The following is an 18,071-nucleotide window of genomic DNA, read 5'->3' on the forward strand; positions in this document are numbered from 1 at the left end:
GTGTGCGCCCGGCCGGCCCATCCGTGCCGCCGCGGAAACGGCGCCTCGCACGGCGCACCACCGTCGTCCAGCGAAGGAACAGCATGCCCGTCCCGCCCGAAGACAAGCTCCAGACCAACCTGATGCTCGAACTCGAGGGTCTGGTCGAGAAAGAGGTCGACCGCCACCTCGAGATGGCCAAGGAATGGTTCCCGCACCAGTACGTGCCGTGGGGCCAGGGCCGTGACTTCGACGGGCCGCTCGCCGGTGAGGAGTGGACGCCCGACCAGACCTCGCTCGGCCAGGCCGCCCGCGAGTCGCTGATCGTCAACCTGCTGACCGAGGACAACCTGCCCGGCTACCACAACGCGATCGCCACCGTCTTCGGGCGCGAGGGCGCCTGGGGGTTCTGGGTCAACCGCTGGACCGCCGAGGAGAACCGGCACGGCATCGTCATCCGCGACTACCTGACGGTCACCCGCGCGGTCGACCCGATCGCGCTGGAGCGCGCCCGGATGAAGCACATGCAGGAGGGGTACGCGGCCGACCACGGCGACTCGTTCCTGCACGGCGCCGCGTACGTCGCGTTCCAGGAGCTGGCCACCCGCGTCGCGCACCGCAACACCGGCAAGGTCTCCGGCGACCCGATCTGCGAGCAGATGCTGACGCGGGTCGCGGCCGACGAGAACCTCCACATGATCTTCTACCGCAACCTGATGGGCGGGGCCCTGGAGGTCGCGCCGAACGAGGCCATGCGGGCGATCACCGACGTGGTCAAGAACTTCCAGATGCCCGGCCACAGCATCGACGGCTTCCTGCGCAAGTCCGTGATCATCGCGAACGCGGGGATCTACGACCTGCGGCTGCACCACGACGACGTGCTGCGGCCGGTGTTGCGCAAGCTCGGCGTCTTCGAGCTGGAGGGGCTCAGCGGCGACGGCGAGAAGGCCCGCGACGAGCTCGGCGAGTTCCTCGACCAGCTGGACGAGGCCGCGACCAAGTTCGAGACCCGCCGCGAGGAGCGCCGCGCCCGCCAGGCCGCCAAGCAGGGCTGACCCCGCCCGCCCGGCACCGGCCAGAAAGATCGATAACGGCACGGTCACATTCGGAACGCGGCGCCGATTCCCGGCGTCGAAGGGTGTATGGGGACTCAGGGGACTCGCCGGCGGCTCGGGGCCTACCGCCTGCTCGGCGAGATCGGCCGGGGGAGCACCGCGGTGGTGCACCTGGGGATGGACTCCTTCGGCCGGGAGGTCGCGATCAAGGAGCTGTCCGACGACTTCGCGGGCGAGCAGGAGGCACGGCTGAGGCTGGCCCGCGAGATCGAGGCGCAGCGCCGGGTCGACAGCCCGTACGTGGCGTGCCTGCTGGACGCGGGCGTCGACGCCGGGCGGCCGTACGTCGTCACGCAGCACGTGCCGGGCCAGCCGCTGGGCGACCTGGTCGAGGCCTACGGGCCGCTGCGCGGCGAGCGGCTGCTGCGGTTCGCGCGCGGCCTGGTGCTCGGGCTGGCCGCGGTGCACGACGCGGGCGTCCTGCACCGGGACGTGGCCCCCGGCAACGTGATCGTCCTCGGCGACCGGCCCACGCTGATCGACTTCGGCATCGCGCAGGCGGCCGGCGCCGACCAGATCACCCGTCCCGGGATGGTCATCGGCACGCCCGCCTACATGGCCCCGGAGCTCATCGAGGGCGAACGCGCGGCCGCGGCGGCCGACGTCTTCTCGTGGGCGGCGACGGTGGCGTACGCGGCGACCGGCCGGCACCCGTTCGGCCGCGGCACCCTGCACGGCGTGTGCTTCCGCATCCTGCGCGGCAAGGCCGACCTCGAGGGCGTGCCCGAGCCCGTCGCCTCGCTGCTGAAGCTGGGGCTGCGCCGCGATCCCGCCACGCGTCCCTCCGCCCGCTGGTTCGCGGGCGCGCTCGCCCAGTGGACGGTCGGTCTCGCGGAACGGAACCGCGAGGTCACGGTGCGGCACCGGGCCGTGGCGTGACGCCCCGCGGATCCGCGTGCCGGACGTCCACCCGCCGTCCGGAGCGGGTTGTAGGGTTTCGTAAACGATGAAGGGGGTTGTCACGTCCGGGGAGAGGATCGGCCACTACCGCGTACTCCGAACGTTGGGGGAAGGCGGCATGGGCGTCGTGCATCTCGGCGTCGATCCCCAGGAACGCAACGTGGCCATCAAGGTGCTGCGTCCACAGGTCGCCGGTGACGCCACGGCGCGCCGACGGCTGGCCCGCGAGGTCGACTCGATGCGGCGGGTGCACAGCCCGCACGTCGCCGAGATCCTCGACGCCGACGTGACCGCCGACCGGCCCTACATCGTGACCCAGTACGTTCCGGGCCGCACCCTCGAAGAGATCGTCGAGGAGAACGGCCCGATCTTCGGCCAGTCGTTGCAACGGCTGGCCACCGGCCTGGCCTCGGCGTTGTCGGCCATCCACGGCGCCGGCATCGTGCACCGCGACCTCAAGCCGGGCAACGTCATGCTGGTCGACAGCGAGCCCGTCGTGATCGACTTCGGCATCGCGCAGGCGGCCGACGCGACCCGGCTGACCGCGACCGGCATGGTCATCGGCACCCCCGGCTACCTGGCGCCCGAGATCATCGAGGGCGAGGACGCCGGCCCGGCGTCCGACGTGCACGCCTGGGCGGGCACGCTCGCCTACGCCGCCACCGGCCGCCCGCCGTTCGGCTCCGGCACGTTCGAGTCGATCTTCTACAAGATCATGCAGGGCGCCCCGGACCTGGACGGCATGCCCGAGGCGATCCTGCCGGTCGTGCGCTCGGCGATGGCCCGGCACCCCGCCGAACGGCCCACCGCCGTCACCCTCGTCCAGCTGACCCGGCGCATCCACCTCGAAGCCACGATCACCGACCAGACCCGGGTCGACGAGCACTACACCCGGCCGGACAACACCTCGCAGCAGGTCGAGCAGCCGGCGCAGCCGTCCGACCACGCGCGGCAGTTCGCCATGCCGGTGCGGAGCCAGACCGAGTCCGGGATCAACGCGGTGCCGCCGCCCGCGCCGGCGCCGCCCACCTCGGGCCCGCGCGCGATGCCCGCGCCCGTCTCGTCGCAGCCCAGGGACTTCGTCGGCCAGCTCCCGCCGGCCGCGCCCCCGCCCGCGCCGCCGCCGCCGGCGCCGACCCCGCAGGAGTACGGCTACAACCAGCCGCAGACGCGCCCGCGGCGCGGCGGCCTGCCCCCGCGCCAGGAGGTCGCGCCCTACGCGCAGCCGCAACACCAGGACACCCAGCAACGCCCCGACGTCCAGCAGCGCCGCCCGGACGTCCAGCAGAGGCCGCCCGCGCCCGAACCCCGTGACGCGCCCACGCGCCGTGACAGCCCCGAGCGCCGCAAGCCCTACGGCTGGTACCGGGTGATGAGCTTCCTGGTCCTGGTCGCGCTCCTCGGCTTCGCCCACATCGCGCCGCTGCTCGCGGTGGGCCTCACCATCGCCGGTGTCCTGGTGCTCCGCGCGGGCGACAAGGCCGCCAAGGGCATGGAGGGCAAGCGCACCCGCCGCGGCCCCCGCGCGGGCGACGCCCTGGCGGCCACGTTCAAGTCGCCGCTCCACCTCCCGGGCGCGGTGATGATGACCCTCCTGCTGGCGCCGCTGGCGCTGATCGCGGGCGGCATCCTGCTCGGCGTCCTGATGTTCACCAACGACGCGATGACCGCCTCGCGCGCCATCGCCTACTCGGCCATGCTCGTGGTCGGCCTCCTCTGCCTCGCGCCCGGCAGCGGCGCGCCGCGGCGCCAGATGGCACGCCTGTGGGGCGCCCTGCTGCCCCGCACCGAGGCCGCCGTCGTCGGCGCCGTCGTCCTCGGCCTCTTCGCCGGCGTTCTCGTCCTGCTCTCGCAGCAGCAGCCGCCGGACACCACCCCGCTCAACGGGATGAGCCAGAACCTCGAAGACCTGCGCGGCGACGTCCGCGAGCTGATCGCGGGGATCCCGTTCCTCTGAGGCCATCGCCGATAGGGTGGCCAACCGATGAGCAAGGAAACGATCGGCCAGTACCGGCTGCTGTCCCGCCTGGGCGGCGGTGACGCCCACCGCGCGACCAGCCCGGCCGGCCGTGACGTCGCGATCCGCCTGCTGCCCGCGGAGGCCCGCGAACGCCTCCGCCTGGACCTGCCGCGGATGTGCGCCGTCCGCAGCCCGTACGTGGTCGACGTCCTGGACGGGGAGCCCGACGCCGACCCCCCGTACGTCGTCACCCGTTTCGTCCCGGGCCGCCCGCTGCCGGACGTCATCGCCGCCGAGGGCCCGCTGACCGGCCGCGCCCTCCACCGCCTGGCCCTCGACCTGGCCAAGGCCCTCGCCGCCATCCACGAACGCGACCTGGCCCACCGCGCCCTCCGCCCGCGGGACGTCCTCGTCGTGGACGGCTCGCCGGTCATCGTCGACTTCGCCCTCGAGGCCCTCGTCCCGCCGTCCGCCGACATCCGGGCCTGGTCCGCCGTCGTCACCCACGCCGCCGGGGGTGAGCCCCCCGAGTCCCTCCACCCCCTCCTGGCAAAAGCCTCCGCCGACACGGGCCTCACCGCCCAAGCCCTGGTAGAAGCCCTCACCCCCCTGATCCCGACCCCCCGCACCACCGAACCAACACCCCTGACCCGAACCAGCACCCCCCACCCGCCCGCCACCCCGCCCAACGCAACAGTTACCCCGTCCGACACGACGGCCACGCCGTCCGGTGCAGCGGCCCTCCCGCTCGACGTGGTGGTCGCCCCGGGAGACGCGGCGGTCGTTTCAGCCGATGCGACGGCAACTCCGGCCAGTGTCTCGGTCGCCTCGCCCGACGTGGCGGCGGCTTCGGCCGATGCGGCGGCCGGCCCGGCCGGCGGCTCGGCCACTCCGGCCGGCTCGGCCACGTCGGTCGCTTCGGCTGGGGGGATCGGTGGGCCTGGGGTGGCTCGGGTGGCCGCGGGGTTCGGGGTGGCCGAGTCCTGGGCTCGGCTGCTCACGGCGATGGTGGTGGTGATCGCGGCCGGGATGACGGTGATGGTGCCGGTGCTCGGGATCGTGGGGTCGGTGGCGGCCGTCGTGGTGTTGCGGGCCCTGACGCGCAACTGGGCGGCGGCGGCCGGGCGGACGCTCGTCTCGCTGCCCTACGCGGGGGCGGTCGGGGCCGCGGTGACGTTGGGGCTGGCGTCGGTCTCGGCGGTCGGGGTGGAGGTCGATCCGCTGGCGGCCTGCGGGCTCGGGGCCGGGGCCGGCGTGGCGGCGTTGTGGGCGGCGCCCGGTGTGACCGGGCCGCGGCGTGGGATGGAAAGCCTGCTGGGTAGTGTGGCCAGGACGCCGCGGGTGATCGCGGCGGCCGGGGTGCTGCTCGGGGCGGCGGCGTTCCTGGCGGCGGTCGGGGCGATCTCGCTCACCACGAGCTTCGCGCCGATGTACGGGCTGCAGAGTTCGCTGGAGAGCGCGGTCGGCCAGGTGCAGACCCGTCTCGGGTGAGTGCCGTACGTCTCACCGACTGGGATTTGGTCTCCAGGTTACTCCCCGGTAATATAGGTATGGCACGGCTAATCAGGGACCCGGAGCCGAAGCACGTTCGGGTGTTTGGCAGGCTGTGAGCATCAGCCCGCGTCGACCCGCCATGGGCGGCGCCCCTCTGTCCGCTGCCCCAGCGGCCAACTGATAGCAGGGAGGTCGGCCACCGGCCATGAACATCGTCGTCCTGGTGAAGCAGGTTCCCGATACGGAGAGCCCGCGCAAGCTGAAGTCCGATGACAGCACGCTCGACCGTGGTGCCGCGGACGGTGTGATCAACGAACTTGATGAGTACGCCATCGAAGAGGCGCTGCGCATCAAGGAGGCCCAGGGTGGCGAGGTTACCGTCCTCACCATGGGCCCCGACAAGGCGACCGACTCCATCCGCAAGGCCCTGGCCATGGGCGCCGACAAGGCCGTGCACCTGATCGACGACGCGCTGGCGGGCTCGGACGCCCTCCAGACCTCGTACGCGATCCAGCAGGCCCTCGGCCGTACCGGCTTCGACCTGGTCGTGCTGGGCTCGGAGTCGACCGACGCGCGGACCGGCGTGCTCGCCGCGATGCTCGCCGAGCGCCTGGGCGTCCCGCAGCTGTCGCTGGCCAACAAGGTCGAGATCGACGGCTCCGCCATCAAGATCCAGCGGCAGACCGACTACGGCTTCGACAAGGTCGAGGCGAGTCTGCCCGCGGTCGTCAGCGTGGTGGAGAAGATCAACGAGCCGCGTTACCCCTCGTTCAAGGGGATCATGGCGGCCAAGAAGAAGCCGGTCGACACGATCGGCATCGCGGACGCCGGCATCGACGCGTCGCAGGTGGGCCTGGCGAACGCGGCGACCGAGGTCGTCGACTTCGCCGAGGCGCCCCCGCGCGCCCAGGGCCAGATCGTCACCGACGAGGGCGACGGCGGCGCGAAGATCGCCGAGTTCCTCGCGTCGAAGAAGTTCGTCTGAGCGGGGAAGGGGATTAAAGAACGATGGCTGAGATTCTCGTCCTCGTCGACCACGTCGACGGCGAAGTCAAGAAGGTCTCGCTCGAGCTGCTGACCGCGGCCCGTCGTCTGGGCGAGCCGGCCGCGGTATGGGTCGGCCCGGGCGTCGAGGGTGCCAAGGACAAGCTGGCCGAGTACGGCGCCGCCAAGGTCTACGTGGCCGCCGACGAGGAGCTGACCTCGTACGTGGTGGCCCCCAAGGCCGCCCTGCTGGCCCAGCTGGTGGGCGACAAGTCCCCGGCCGCGGTGCTCGTCTCCGCGACGGCCGAGGGCAAGGAGGTCGCCGGCCGGCTGGCGGTCAAGATCGGCTCCGGCGTCCTGACGGACGTCGTGGACGTGACCGACGGCGCCGTCGCCGAGCACTCGATCTTCGGTGGCGGCATCATCGCGCACGCCAAGGTCAAGACCGGTACGCCGATCGTGGCCGTCCGTCCCAACTCCATCGCGCCCGAGGCCGCCCCCGCGGCCGGTGCGGAGGAGGCGGTGTCGGTGACCCTGTCGGACGCCGACAAGGCCGCCAAGATCACCGAGAAGGTCGTCCAGGAGAAGGGCGAGCGCCCGGACCTCACCGAGGCCGCGATCGTCGTCTCCGGCGGCCGCGGTGTCGGCGGTGCGGACAACTTCAAGATCATTGAAGACCTGGCCGACTCGCTCGGCGCGGCCGTGGGCGCGTCCCGCGCCGCGACCGACGCCGGCTGGTACCCGCACTCGTTCCAGGTCGGCCAGACCGGCAAGACGGTGTCGCCGCAGCTCTACATCGCGGTCGGCATCTCCGGCGCCATCCAGCACCGGGCCGGCATGCAGACCTCGAAGACGATCATCGCGATCAACAAGGACGCCGAGGCGCCCATCTTCGAGCTCGTCGACTACGGCATCGTGGGCGACCTCTTCCAGGTCGCCCCGCAGCTCACCGAGGAGATCGGCAAGCGCAAGTAAGCGCTCCGATCCCACGACGCGGCGCCCCGCCCCGGCTCGGCCGGCGGCGGGGCGCTTCGTCGTGATCGCGTCCAGCCGTTCCCGCGCCTCGGGGGCGGCCCGTTTCCCGAAGCCTGAACGCCTTGGATAAGGTTTGTGAACGTCTATTCATGAACTGGGAGGGTGCGTCGTGGCCAGGCCCCGGACGACGAGCGACGAGGAGATCCTCGCGGCCACCGCGCGGGCGGTCGGGCGGCACGGGACGGGGGCGCTGACGCTCGCGATCGTGGCCAGGGAGGCGGGGTTGTCGCCGGCCACGCTGGTCCAGCGGTTCGGCTCCAAGCGCGGCCTGCTGCTGGCGCTGGCCAGGCACGCGGCGGAGGGCGGCCCGGCGTTCGAGGACGCGCGGCGCGCGCACGACGCGCCCCTGGCGGTGCTCCACGCGGCGCTGGCGGGGCTGGCCTCGGGCGTCCGCACGCCCGAGCGGATGGCCGGCAACCTGAGCTTCCTGCAACTCGACCTGACCGACCCGGAGTTCCGGGAGTACGCGGCGGAGGCGGCGCGGCGCATGCACCGCCAGATCGCCGGGCTGATCACCGAGGCCGCCGTCGCGGGCGAGCTGGCCCGCGACGTGGACGCCGCCCGGCTCGCCCGCGCCGTCCAGGTCGCCTACAACGGGACGCTCATCCTCTGGTCGCTGACCGGCGGAGACCCTCTGGAGGAGGTGCTGCGCGCGGACGTCGAGGCCGTCCTCGCGCCCTATCGGCGTTAGTAAACGAATATTCATTTACAAATCCGCTCAGATCGTCTACGGTCGATCACATGAGCTTCGACGGACATGTCTTCATCGGTGTCAGCCTCGACGGATTCATCGCGCGTGCGGACGGCGACCTCGACTGGCTCAACGCCCGGGGCGAGGCCGCGGAAGGCGACCTCGGCTACCAGGCGTTCATCGACGGCGTCGACACCGTCGTCATGGGCCGCGCCACCTACGAGAAGGTGCTCACCTTCGGCCAGGACGCGTGGACGTACGACGGCAAGCACATCGCCGTGCTCAGCACCCGCCTGCCCGCCGACGCCGACCCGCGCGTCACCGTCCACCGCTCGCTGGACGAGCTGGCCGGAGACCTGGAGGCCCGCGGGCTCAAGCACGTCTACGTCGACGGCGGCCAGGTCGTGCGGGCGTTCCTGCGCGCCGGGCTGGTCACCGACCTCACCATCACGACCGTGCCGGTACTGATCGGCTCCGGCCTGCCCCTCTTCGGCGAGCTCGACGCCGACATCGACCTGACCCTGCGTTCCACCGCCGACATGGGCGGCGGCGTCGTCCAGTCCGTCTACGAGATCAAGCGCTAGGAACGTGTGGGGGCGGGGGACGCCGGAGGCTTGTAGGGGATGGCCGCGAGGATCTCCGGCCTGAGGAGATCGTGCGCCTCGGCGTACGGGATCCTGGCCGTGACCGAACCGCAGGCGCCCGCGTACCCCAGGGCGACGGTGTCCACGAACACGTGCAGGGAGGCCCTGGTCAGGGAGACCGCCACCGCGTCGCCGCGAAGGCGCGCCGCCGTGATCGAGCCGGTGTTGACGGTGTCCGCGGGGCAGTACGCCCGGCCGGGCAGGTGCGCGCGGACCCGCCGGTCGAGCGGCCGCGGCGCCCTCTGGACCTCCGGCCGGAAGAGATCGGCCGACCTGTACGCGGTGCCGTTCTCCAGATCCACGGTCGCCGTCACGGACTGGTTCCAGCCCGTCCCCACCGGGCCCAGCACGTCGGTCGCGTAGAGCACCGACAGCAGCCTGGGGCCGCGGAGCTGGATCGTGGTCCGGACCGTGGTGGTGAACGCGGCGTTCGGCACGTTGCCGAGGATCTCGCGGGAACGGGCGAAGCGGGCGTCGAGCGGTGCCTGGAGCGCCTGGTTGATCCGCCGGCCGATCGCCGGATCCCGGTGGCCGGCGACGGTGACGACCTGGCCCTGCGCGCGCCACGTCGCGCCCCCGGGCAGCGTCCGCGGCGTCGCGGGAAGTGCCTGGAGGGCGAAGCTCAGGGGGGTGGCCGGCGCGGTGGGCGGCGGCGCCGGACGGGATTCGGCGCCGTCGCCGCGGGTGACGACGTAGCCGACGCCGCCCGCGACCCCCGCGACGACGAGCGTGCCGGCGATGGCGGTCGCGCCCTTGACCCCGAGGACGCCCGCGATGCCCTTGCCTCCCGTCGCGGCGCCCGTCCCCGCCGCTCCGGCCGCCGTGCCCCCCGCGCCGGCGGCCCCGCCCCCGGCCGGCGCGATGCCCGCGGCGGCCAGCGGGAAGAGCATGGCGAGCGCGGCGGCGGCCCCGGCGAGGGCGCGGACACCGCGTTGCTCCCAGTCGGGTCCGTACGCGGCGGACGCGGCGGTCTCCAGTTCGGTGACGAACGCGGTAGCGCCCTCGGGGCGTCCCCACGGGTCCTTGGCCAGGCCGCGCGTGATCAGCGGGCGCAGCGGACCCGGTGCCTCGCCGGCCGGGATCTCGCCGCCGAGGTGGAGGTCCCGCAGCTCAGGCCAGGAGCCGGCGGTGAACGGGCGCCGTCCGGTGACGCATTCGAAGAAGACGCACGTCGCGGCGTAGACGTCGGTGGCGGGAGAGGCGGGTTCGTCGCGCCATTGTTCGGGTGCCATGTAGGCGGGCGTTCCGGAGCGTCCGGTCTCGCCCGCGTCCACCGCGATGCCGAAGTCGATCAGCTTGCTCGACCCGTCCGCGCGGACGATGACGTTCGCGGGCTTGTAGTCGCGGTGCACCACGCTCACGTCGTGCGCGGCGGCGAGGCCCAGCAGCGAGCCCTTGAGGACGGTGAGCGACGCCTCGGCGGTCAGCGCCCCCTGCCGGGCGAGGACCTCCTCGAGTGAGACGCCGTCGACGGCCTCCATGACGATCGCCGCACCTTCCGGCGCTTCCACCAGGCCCCACATCTGCGCGATGTAGGGGGTGCGGAGGCGGCGCAGCAGGTCGGCCTCCCCGCGAAAACGTTCCCGGAAGCGGGCGTCCTCGCGCAGGCTCTCCGACAGGTATTTGATGGCGGCGGGCGCGCCGGAGTCGTCGTGCCGCGCGAGCACCACCCGTCCCTGCGCGCCCTCGCCGAGCAGCCGCACCTCGCTGTAGCCGGGCACCGACCATGTGGCCATGCGACGCCCCCATCAGAAGAGCCCACAGGGGTTATACCGGCCTGGAACGTGCTACTCCCCGCCCCGGCCGAACGTGGTCCGGCGGCCGGTCAGGATCGGGTCGGTGCGGGGGAGCCCTGCCCGGCCGGCTTGTAGGGGATCGCCGCGAGGATCTCGGGCTTCAGGAACGCCGTCAGCCGGTCATAGGGGATCTTGACCGAGGTCTGGCCGCACGCCATCTCGCGGGCCTCCAGGGTCCCGGGCGCGTCCACGATCACCTCGAGCTCCTTCGGCCACAACGCGAAGATGACCGCTTCCTTCTGGAAGTCGGGGATGCCGTAGCCCATCTGCGACAGGCAGGTCCGGCCCGCGTCGGCCCCGGCCACCAGGCCCGAGATGCTCACCATGCCGGTCTTGCTGAGGGCGGACGGAGCGATCATCTCGGCCGCGTTCTTGAAGACGGCGCCGGTCCTGAGATCCACGGTGACGGTGCGGGACCGGTTCCAGCTGGCGTGGCTGACCTCCCTGGACCGCAGCACGATGTCGTACCGGACGGAGAGGTAGCGCGGGCCGCGCATCCTGATCGCCGGCTTGATCGTGGCGGACGCCGGAGACGCGTTGAACGACTTCAGGGCCCGGCTGTACTCGGTCTCGCGGGTGCTCACCGGGGCGAGGAGAGCGTCGTTGATGCGCTTGGTGAGGGCCGGGTCCGCGCCGCCCTTCACCTGGACGATCTGGCCGGTGCCCGTCAGCGCCGGAGACCCGACGGTCGCCTGGTGGGCCGCGAGCGCGAAGCTCAGCGGTGGTGGCGGCGGTGGCTTCTCGTCGCCGGTCGCGACGTAGTACCCGGCCCCGCCCGCGACGCCGGTGACGACGAGCGCGCCCGCGATGGCGCTCGCGCCCTTGACCCCGACTACTCCCAGGACGCCCTTGCCGCCCGCGGCGGTGGCCGCGCCCGCCGCGCCCGTCCCCGCACCGCCCGCCGTTCCCGCCGTCCCTGCCGCGCCCGCGCCGCCCGCCCCAGCCGCTCCCGCACCGCCTGCTCCGGCCGCGCCCGCGCCACCTGCGCCTGCGGCTCCGGCCGCGCCCGCTCCGGCGGCGCCGGCGGGCGCTATGCCCGCGGCGACGAGCGGGAAGATCATGGCGAGCGCGGCGGCGGCTCCGGCGAGAGCGCGGACACCGCGTCCTTCCCAGTCGGGCCCGTACGCGGCGGACGCGGCGCCCTCCAGCTCGGTGACGAACGCGGCGGCGCCCTCCGGGCGTCCCCACGGGTCCTTGGCCAGGCCGCGCGCCATCAGCGGGCGCAGCGGCTCGGGCACCTCCGCGACCGGGATCTCACCGGTGAGGTGCAGGTTCATGAGGCCCGCCTGGCCGTCGGCGGCGAACGGACGGCGCCCGGTGACGCACTCGAAGAAGACGCACGCCGCGGCGTAGACGTCGGTGGCGGGGGAGGCGGGTTCGTCCCGCCACTGCTCGGGCGCCATGTAGACGGGCGTTCCGGAGCGTCCGGTCTCGCCCGCGTCCACCGCGATCCCGAAGTCGATCAGCTTGCTGAGCCCGTCGCCCCGGACGATCACGTTCGCCGGCTTGTAGTCGCGGTGCACCACGCCGATGTCATGCGCGGCCGCCAGCCCCAGCAGCGAGCCCTTGAGCACGGCGAGCGACGCCTCGGGCGTCAGCGCCCCCTGCCGGGCGAGGACCTCCTTGAGCGAGGCGCCGTCGACGGCCTCCATGACGATGGCCGCGCCCTGCGGAACCTCGACCAGCCCCCACATCTGCGCGATGTAGGGGGTGCGGACGCGGCGCAGCAGGTCGGCCTCCCCGCGAAAACGTTCCCGGAAGCGCGCGTCCTCGCAGAGCCGTTCGGACAGGTACTTGATGGCGGCGGGCGCGCCGGAGGCGTCGTGCCGCGCGAGCACCACCCGTCCCTGCGCGCCCTCGCCGAGCAGCCGCACCTCGCTGTACCCCGGTACCCGCCACGCCGTCATCCCGCCGCCCCCTCGCTCAGAGATCACCAAAGGGGTTATACCGGATCGAAAGCTCCCGCCCGCGCTCATGCGGCGAAGGAGTGATCAGGCGGCGACGGGTGCGGGGGCCTCCTCGGCCACCGGGACCGCGGCGGTCTCGCCGGCGGCGTCGAGCGGGTCGGCCGCGTGGCGCGAGGCGGCGTCGCCCGGGCCGAGCGGCACGAACCGCGCACCGAACGCGATCATCAGGGCGAGCACGACCACGATGCCGACGCCGACGCGCAGCGAGGTGGACTCCGCCAGGAAGCCGACCACGACCGGGCCGAGCAGCAGTCCGCCGTAGCCCATCGCGCCGACCTGGGCGACCGCGGCGGCCGGCTGCCCGGGCGCTGCGGTGCCCGCCAGCGAGATCGTCGTCGGGACGACCGTGCAGACCACCAGGCCGGTGACGAAGAACCCGGCGATCGCGACCGGCGCCGACGGCGCGAACACCACGATCGTCATGCCCAGCGCGGTGCCGATCCCCGCGGCCGACAGCAGGCGGCGGGTTCCCAGGCGGGTACGGAGCCGGTCGCCGCCGAGGCGTCCGATCAGCATGGCCAGCTCGAACATCGGGTAGCCGAGCGCCGCGACGGCCTGGGTGGAGCCGAGCTCGTCGTGCAGGAGCAGCCCGCTCCAGTCGGCGATCGACCCCTCGGCCATGAACGCGATGAACGCGAGCACGCCGATCAGGTAGACGGCGAGCGGCATCCGGGCGCGGCGGCCGTCGGCGGAACGCACCGGGGCCACGGGGTCGGCCAGGTAGGTGCGGCCGAGCGCCAGGGCGAGCGGGAACGTCAGGATCGCGGCGACCAGCACGGTCGCGGTGAAGCCGAGCCCGGCGGCGGCCGTGGCGACGCCGAAGAGCCCGCCGCTCATGGCGCCGACGCACCATCCGGCGTGCATGCCGCTCATGATCGGCCGGCGGTACGCCCGCTCCACCACGGTGCCCTGCGCGTTCATCGCGATGTCGGTGATGCCGAACGTCATGCCGAACAGGGCGACGGCGATGAGCAGCGTCCCGTACGAGGGCGCGAGCGCCACGAACACGTAGGAGGCCGCGGTCAGCGGCAGGGCGACCCGCAGGGTCTGGCGGCTGCCCGCTTTCGCGATGACGGCGCGCAGGCCCTGCATGGCCACGATGGCGCCGACACCCCAGATGAGGACCACGATGCCGATCTCGCTCTCGCTGGTGCCGAACTTGGCTGCCAGAGCGGGCATGCGGGCCACCCACACGCCGCAGAGCAGACCTGCCAGCGCAAAGGTCAGGAACGTTCCAAGGCGAGCGCGGAACAGCATGGTTCACCTCTTTCGAGTCTCGGTGGGGCGCGCTCAGGGCGCGGCCGCGCACACGGGATGTCGCCGAACGCGGGGAGGGCCGTCAGGAGCCGGCCGGGCGCAGGGCAGGGTCGGATCGGGGGTCGTCAGTGCGTCATGAAGTTCAGTGCGTCATGAAGTTCAGTGCGTCATGCACCGGTGGGTCGTGAACGGGACCGGAGGGCGCACGCCGCCCGGCTCCGCGGGCGCGGGGCCCGGCTTCGAAGCCCGGTCCCTCGGGTCAACCCGCGTCGAGCAGGGCCAGCAGCCGCTGTCTCAGCGCCGCGAGCTCGGCGTCCCCGTACACCTCGGGGGCGTGGCTCATCACTTCCCAGAGGCCCTCGGCGGCGAGCCGGACGACGCTCGCGGTGACCGGGTCGGGATCCTCACCGCGCCCCCGGCCGTGCCAGCGCGCCATCGCCTCGTTCAGCGGCTCGGCGAGCTCGGGATCGGTGGCCGCGGCCGTGATCGCCGACCATCGTCGGTGGGTCCGGTCGCCCTCGGTGAACACCGTGAACGTCGCCTCGACGTAGGCCCGCGTGTACGAGCCGGGCGAGCCGTCGTCGTGCTCGGCGATCAGGTCGTCGAACTCCTCGATGACCCGGGTCACCAGCGCCTTGACCAGGGCTTCCTTGGTGGGGAAGTGGTAGAGCAGCCCGCCCTTGCTCACGCCGGCGCGGTCCGCGACCGCGGCGAGCGTGAGCGCCTGCGTGCCGTGCTCGCTGAGCACGGTCTCCGCGGCGTCGAGGAGGGCATCTTTTTTCATGACTTTTTAACTGTACCGACCGGACGGTACAGTCGGCAACCCGCGACGGGGGTCGGCGGACGTGATGTACGAGACACCTGGGACGGCTCTCCGGGACGGCGCGAACGTGCCCCGCGCCGACGGGGAATCCGGCCCGCGCGGATAGTGTTGACCGCGTGGTGACCTACCTCGACCATGCGGCGACGACCCCCATGCGCCCCGAGGCCATCGCCGCGATGACCGCCGAGCTCGGCGAGCTCGGCAACCCGTCCTCGCTGCACGCCGCCGGGCGCCGCGCCCGGCGGGTGGTGGAGGAGTCGCGGGAGATCATCGCCGCGGCCTTCGACGCCCGGCCCAGCGAGGTGATCTTCACCTCCGGCGGCACCGAGGCCGACAACCTCGCGGTCAAGGGCCTCTTCTGGGCCCGGCGGGCCGCCGACCCCGCCCGTACCCGGGTGCTGGCCTCGGCCATCGAGCACCACGCCGTCCTCGACGCGGTGCAGTGGCTCGCCGACCACGAGGGCGCCAAGGTCGAGTGGCTGCCGTGCGACGAGTCCGGCCGGATCCGGCCGGAGACGCTGCGCGCCGCGCTCGCCACCGCCCCGGACGACGTCGCGCTGGTCACGGTGATGTGGGCCAACAACGAGGTCGGCACGGTGCAGCCCGTCGCCGAGCTCGCCGCGGTCGCGCGCGAGCACGGCATCCCGTTCCACACCGACGCCGTCCAGGCCGCCGCGCAGCTCCCGGTCGGCTTCGCCGATGCCGGCGCGCAGGCGCTCACGATCAGCGGCCACAAGCTCGGCGGCCCGCTCGGGGTCGGCGCCCTGCTGCTGGCCAAGGGCACCGACCCGGTGCCGGTGCTGCACGGCGGCGGCCAGGAGCGCGACGTCCGGTCCGGAACGCTCGACACCCCCGCGATCGCCGGCCTCGCCGCCGCGGTGCGGGCCTCCGCCGATCACCGGGACGAGCACGCCCGGCGGCTGGCCGAGCTGCGCGACCGGCTGATCCACGCCGTCCGCGCGGCCGTGCCCGACGCGGTGCTCAACGGCGACCCCGCCGACCGGCTCCCGGGCAACGCGCACTTCTCGTTCCCCGGGTGCGAGGGCGACGCCCTGCTCATGCTGCTCGACGCGCGCGGCATCGCGTGCTCGACCGGCTCGGCGTGCTCGGCCGGGGTGTCCCAGCCGAGCCACGTGCTGCTGGCCATGGGCGCCGATCCCGAACGCGCCCGGGGCTCGCTGCGGTTCACGCTCGGCCACACCTCGTCCGACGGCGACGTCACCGCGCTCGCCGAGGCGATCGGCCCCGCCGTCGAACGTGCCCGCCGCGCCGGCCTCACCTGAGGGCCGGTTTCACCGGAGGCGGGCCTCACCTGAAGAAGGGGCGGCTGCCGTCCAGCAGCCCGCGCGCCTTGAGCTCGGGAGGGCTCGGTCTTCACGATCCGGCTCCCGGCGCTCGAACATCAGATCGACGGATGAACTTTGCCGGTGTTTGACCTCTTCGGCTGAGGGGACTGCATGTCCGTTCACTGAATGAGGAGAAGGCGATGACGTCGAACGTGATGGGACGCGGGGCGCGCGGAGCGGACCGCAAGGCGGCGGGACACCCGTGGTTCCACCGGCTCTCCCGGCTCGGGCTGGCCGCGCGCGGCGTGCTGTACCTGCTGGTCGGCTGGATCGCCATCCAGGTCGGCCTGGGCGACAGCGGCGGCAAGGAGGCCGACAAGGGCGGCGCGCTCCAGGAGGTGGCGAGCAAGCCGGGCGGCACCGTCATCCTGTGGGTGATGGTCGTCGGACTGGCCGGGCTGGCGTTGTGGCGCTTCTCGGAGGCGCGCTTCGGGCGTCCCGTCCCGGACGGCGACAAGGCCCACAAGCGGGCGGTCTCGTTCGCCTGGGGCGTGGCCTACACGTTCACCTTCGTCGGGGCGCTGTCGTACGCGCTCACCCACAAGTCCAGCTCCAGCGACCAGCAGTCCAAGACCTTCACCGCGAAGGCCATGAGCGAGCCCGGCGGACGCTGGCTGGTGCTCGCCATCGGCGTCGGGGCGGTCGGCTACGGCGGTTACAAGCTGGTGCGGGCCCTGCGGCGCAAGTTCCGCAAGGAGCTCAAGACGCACGAGATGAGCGCCCGGGTGCAGAAGGTCGTCGAACTGCTCGGCGTGGTCGGGCAGAGCGCGTGGGCCATCGTGCTGGCGGGCATCGGCGCCTTCCTGGCGTACGCCGCGATCACGTTCGACCCCGACAAGGCCAAGGGCCTGGACGGCACGCTCCGCGAGCTGGCGGGCACCCCGGCCGGGCCGTGGCTGCTCGTCGCCGTCGCCGCCGGGCTGGTCGTCTACGGGATCTTCTCGTTCGCCGAGGCCCGCTGGCGCAAGGTCGAGGCCGTGCGCTCCTAGGGCTGGAACGGGCCGAGGCTGCGCCAGCCGGGGTCGGGGGTCGAGGCCACCTTGGCCTTGCCCTCCGACCAGGCCGCGGCGAGCTGGTCGAGCTCGGCGATCACACCCGAGTCGGGATCGGCGTACAGGTGGTAGACCCGCAGCCCGTCGCCGGTCTCGCGGACGGCCAGCACGGCCCGGTCGCCCAGGCCCGCCAGCTTCTTCTCGAACTTGCGCAGCGCCCCCGCCGAGGGGTCGACCGGCAGCCGATCCGGGTTGCTGTGGGAGTAGGGCACCGAGATCGCCACGTGCTGGTCGCACAGCGGGTAGTCCTGCCGGTGCAGCGGGAACCTGGCGCGCAGCTGGGAGGGGTGCCCGCGCGGCGTCCGGCCCTCGCCCGACAGCCAGGCCGCCTCGCGGAAGTCCTCGGTGACCTGCTCGACCACGACCGGCAACATCGTCGGCGGCAGCGCGTCCATCGGCGCGTCGGTCGCGATGCGCACCTCGCCGATCCAGCGGGCCACGTCGTCCTCGCCGAGTGCCCAGTCGAGGACGTGCAGGGCCACCTGGACCTGCTGCTCCTCGGCCACGAACAGGAAGTCGGGGTGGTAGGCGGTGATGTCGACCCGGCCGCGCAGCTGGTCGGCGCGCATGCCGAACCGCACGTACTCCAGGTCGAACTCGTGGTCGCCCAGCAGGAGCTGCTGGGCGAGCATCTCGTGGTCGGCCTGCCGCGCCGGGTGGAACTTCCAGCCGCCGCCCGCGGGCGCGGCGCGGAACCAGCGCTCCGACAGGCCGCGCAGCTCGGGGTCGCCGCCGCTGCTCACGGTCAGGGTCGGGCCGTCCTCCTCCGAGCCGCCGATCTCCCACTGCAGCTCGGGGTGGATCTTGTGGACGCGGCGGGAGAGCTCCTCCACCTGGTCGGTCGACAGGCCCTCTCCGAGGGAGGCCTCGATCGAGGGGCGGGTCCGCGCCCACCACTCCCAGAAGTCGATGATCGCGGGCAGCGGGGTCGCGGAGGAGACGTCCCGGGGACGGCGAAAGATTCCCATGGCGGGCTCATCGTACGCGGAATCGATGTCGCTCCGCCCCCGCCGCCTGCTTACCCTGGA

General features: G+C 73.2%; 15 protein-coding genes. 10 read left to right on the forward strand and 5 right to left on the reverse strand.

Annotated elements, in window-relative coordinates; genetic code table 11:
- Window positions 1–83: 83 nt before the first annotated feature.
- The 8 genes from ABZ810_RS10400 to ABZ810_RS10435 all read left to right on the forward strand — a co-directional run bounded on the left by ABZ810_RS10400 (window position 84) and on the right by ABZ810_RS10435 (window position 8,742).
- Window positions 84–1,034, forward strand: coding sequence for an acyl-ACP desaturase (locus ABZ810_RS10400; protein WP_358401750.1), 951 nt, complete (start codon window positions 84–86; stop codon window positions 1,032–1,034).
- An 87-nt stretch (window positions 1,035–1,121) separates the two neighbouring features.
- The gene (locus ABZ810_RS10405; RefSeq protein ID WP_358401751.1) at window positions 1,122–1,973 is read left to right on the forward strand and encodes a serine/threonine-protein kinase; all 852 of its coding nucleotides are present in this window, start codon (window positions 1,122–1,124) and stop codon (window positions 1,971–1,973) included.
- A 67-nt stretch (window positions 1,974–2,040) separates the two neighbouring features.
- Window positions 2,041–3,951, forward strand: coding sequence for a serine/threonine-protein kinase (locus ABZ810_RS10410; RefSeq protein ID WP_358401753.1), 1,911 nt, complete (start codon window positions 2,041–2,043; stop codon window positions 3,949–3,951).
- Window positions 3,952–3,978: 27 nt separating this feature from the next.
- Window positions 3,979–5,445, forward strand: a complete 1,467-nt coding sequence (locus tag ABZ810_RS10415; protein WP_358401754.1) for a protein kinase — start codon at window positions 3,979–3,981, stop codon at window positions 5,443–5,445.
- A gap of 208 nt (window positions 5,446–5,653) precedes the next feature.
- Window positions 5,654–6,433: an electron transfer flavoprotein subunit beta/FixA family protein gene (locus ABZ810_RS10420; protein ID WP_358401756.1), complete on the forward strand. Its 780-nt coding sequence runs from the start codon at window positions 5,654–5,656 to the stop codon at window positions 6,431–6,433.
- A 23-nt stretch (window positions 6,434–6,456) separates the two neighbouring features.
- On the forward strand, window positions 6,457–7,407 hold the full coding sequence (locus tag ABZ810_RS10425; protein ID WP_358401758.1) for an electron transfer flavoprotein subunit alpha/FixB family protein: 951 nt from the start codon (window positions 6,457–6,459) through the stop codon (window positions 7,405–7,407).
- 169 nt (window positions 7,408–7,576) lie between these two features.
- On the forward strand, window positions 7,577–8,158 hold the full coding sequence (locus tag ABZ810_RS10430; RefSeq protein WP_358401760.1) for a helix-turn-helix domain-containing protein: 582 nt from the start codon (window positions 7,577–7,579) through the stop codon (window positions 8,156–8,158).
- A 50-nt stretch (window positions 8,159–8,208) separates the two neighbouring features.
- Window positions 8,209–8,742: a dihydrofolate reductase family protein gene (locus tag ABZ810_RS10435; protein WP_358401762.1), complete on the forward strand. Its 534-nt coding sequence runs from the start codon at window positions 8,209–8,211 to the stop codon at window positions 8,740–8,742.
- Here ABZ810_RS10435 and ABZ810_RS10440 read toward each other — a convergent pair.
- The 4 genes from ABZ810_RS10440 to ABZ810_RS10455 all read right to left on the reverse strand — a co-directional run bounded on the left by ABZ810_RS10440 (window position 8,739) and on the right by ABZ810_RS10455 (window position 14,606).
- Entirely contained in the window at window positions 8,739–10,538 is a 1,800-nt protein-coding gene (locus ABZ810_RS10440; RefSeq protein WP_358401764.1) for a serine/threonine-protein kinase, read from the reverse strand. The two genes, ABZ810_RS10435 and ABZ810_RS10440, sit on opposite strands and share 4 nt — an antisense overlap.
- Before the next feature lie 89 nt (window positions 10,539–10,627).
- Window positions 10,628–12,532, reverse strand: coding sequence for a serine/threonine-protein kinase (locus ABZ810_RS10445; protein WP_358401766.1), 1,905 nt, complete (start codon window positions 12,530–12,532; stop codon window positions 10,628–10,630).
- A 57-nt stretch (window positions 12,533–12,589) separates the two neighbouring features.
- Window positions 12,590–13,822 (reverse strand): MFS transporter, encoded by a 1,233-nt coding sequence (locus ABZ810_RS10450; RefSeq protein WP_358401768.1) that lies wholly within the window; start codon window positions 13,820–13,822, stop codon window positions 12,590–12,592.
- A 259-nt stretch (window positions 13,823–14,081) separates the two neighbouring features.
- Window positions 14,082–14,606: a TetR/AcrR family transcriptional regulator gene (locus ABZ810_RS10455; RefSeq protein WP_358401770.1), complete on the reverse strand. Its 525-nt coding sequence runs from the start codon at window positions 14,604–14,606 to the stop codon at window positions 14,082–14,084.
- A 158-nt stretch (window positions 14,607–14,764) separates the two neighbouring features.
- On the opposite strand from ABZ810_RS10455, the gene ABZ810_RS10460 reads away from it, so the two are divergent.
- Together ABZ810_RS10460 and ABZ810_RS10465 are read left to right on the forward strand one after the other, a co-directional pair.
- A complete protein-coding gene (locus tag ABZ810_RS10460) occupies window positions 14,765–15,928 on the forward strand; it encodes a cysteine desulfurase family protein (protein ID WP_358402845.1) in 1,164 nt (387 codons plus the stop codon).
- 203 nt (window positions 15,929–16,131) lie between these two features.
- Window positions 16,132–16,980: a DUF1206 domain-containing protein gene (locus tag ABZ810_RS10465; protein WP_358401772.1), complete on the forward strand. Its 849-nt coding sequence runs from the start codon at window positions 16,132–16,134 to the stop codon at window positions 16,978–16,980.
- Here ABZ810_RS10465 and ABZ810_RS10470 read toward each other — a convergent pair.
- Window positions 16,977–18,011: a DUF695 domain-containing protein gene (locus ABZ810_RS10470; RefSeq protein ID WP_358401774.1), complete on the reverse strand. Its 1,035-nt coding sequence runs from the start codon at window positions 18,009–18,011 to the stop codon at window positions 16,977–16,979. The genes ABZ810_RS10465 and ABZ810_RS10470 overlap by 4 nt on opposite strands.
- Window positions 18,012–18,071 lie beyond the last annotated feature (60 nt).

Origin of the sequence: Spirillospora sp. NPDC047279 (assembly GCF_040643285.1) — a bacterium.
GTDB lineage: Bacteria > Actinomycetota > Actinomycetes > Streptosporangiales > Streptosporangiaceae > Spirillospora.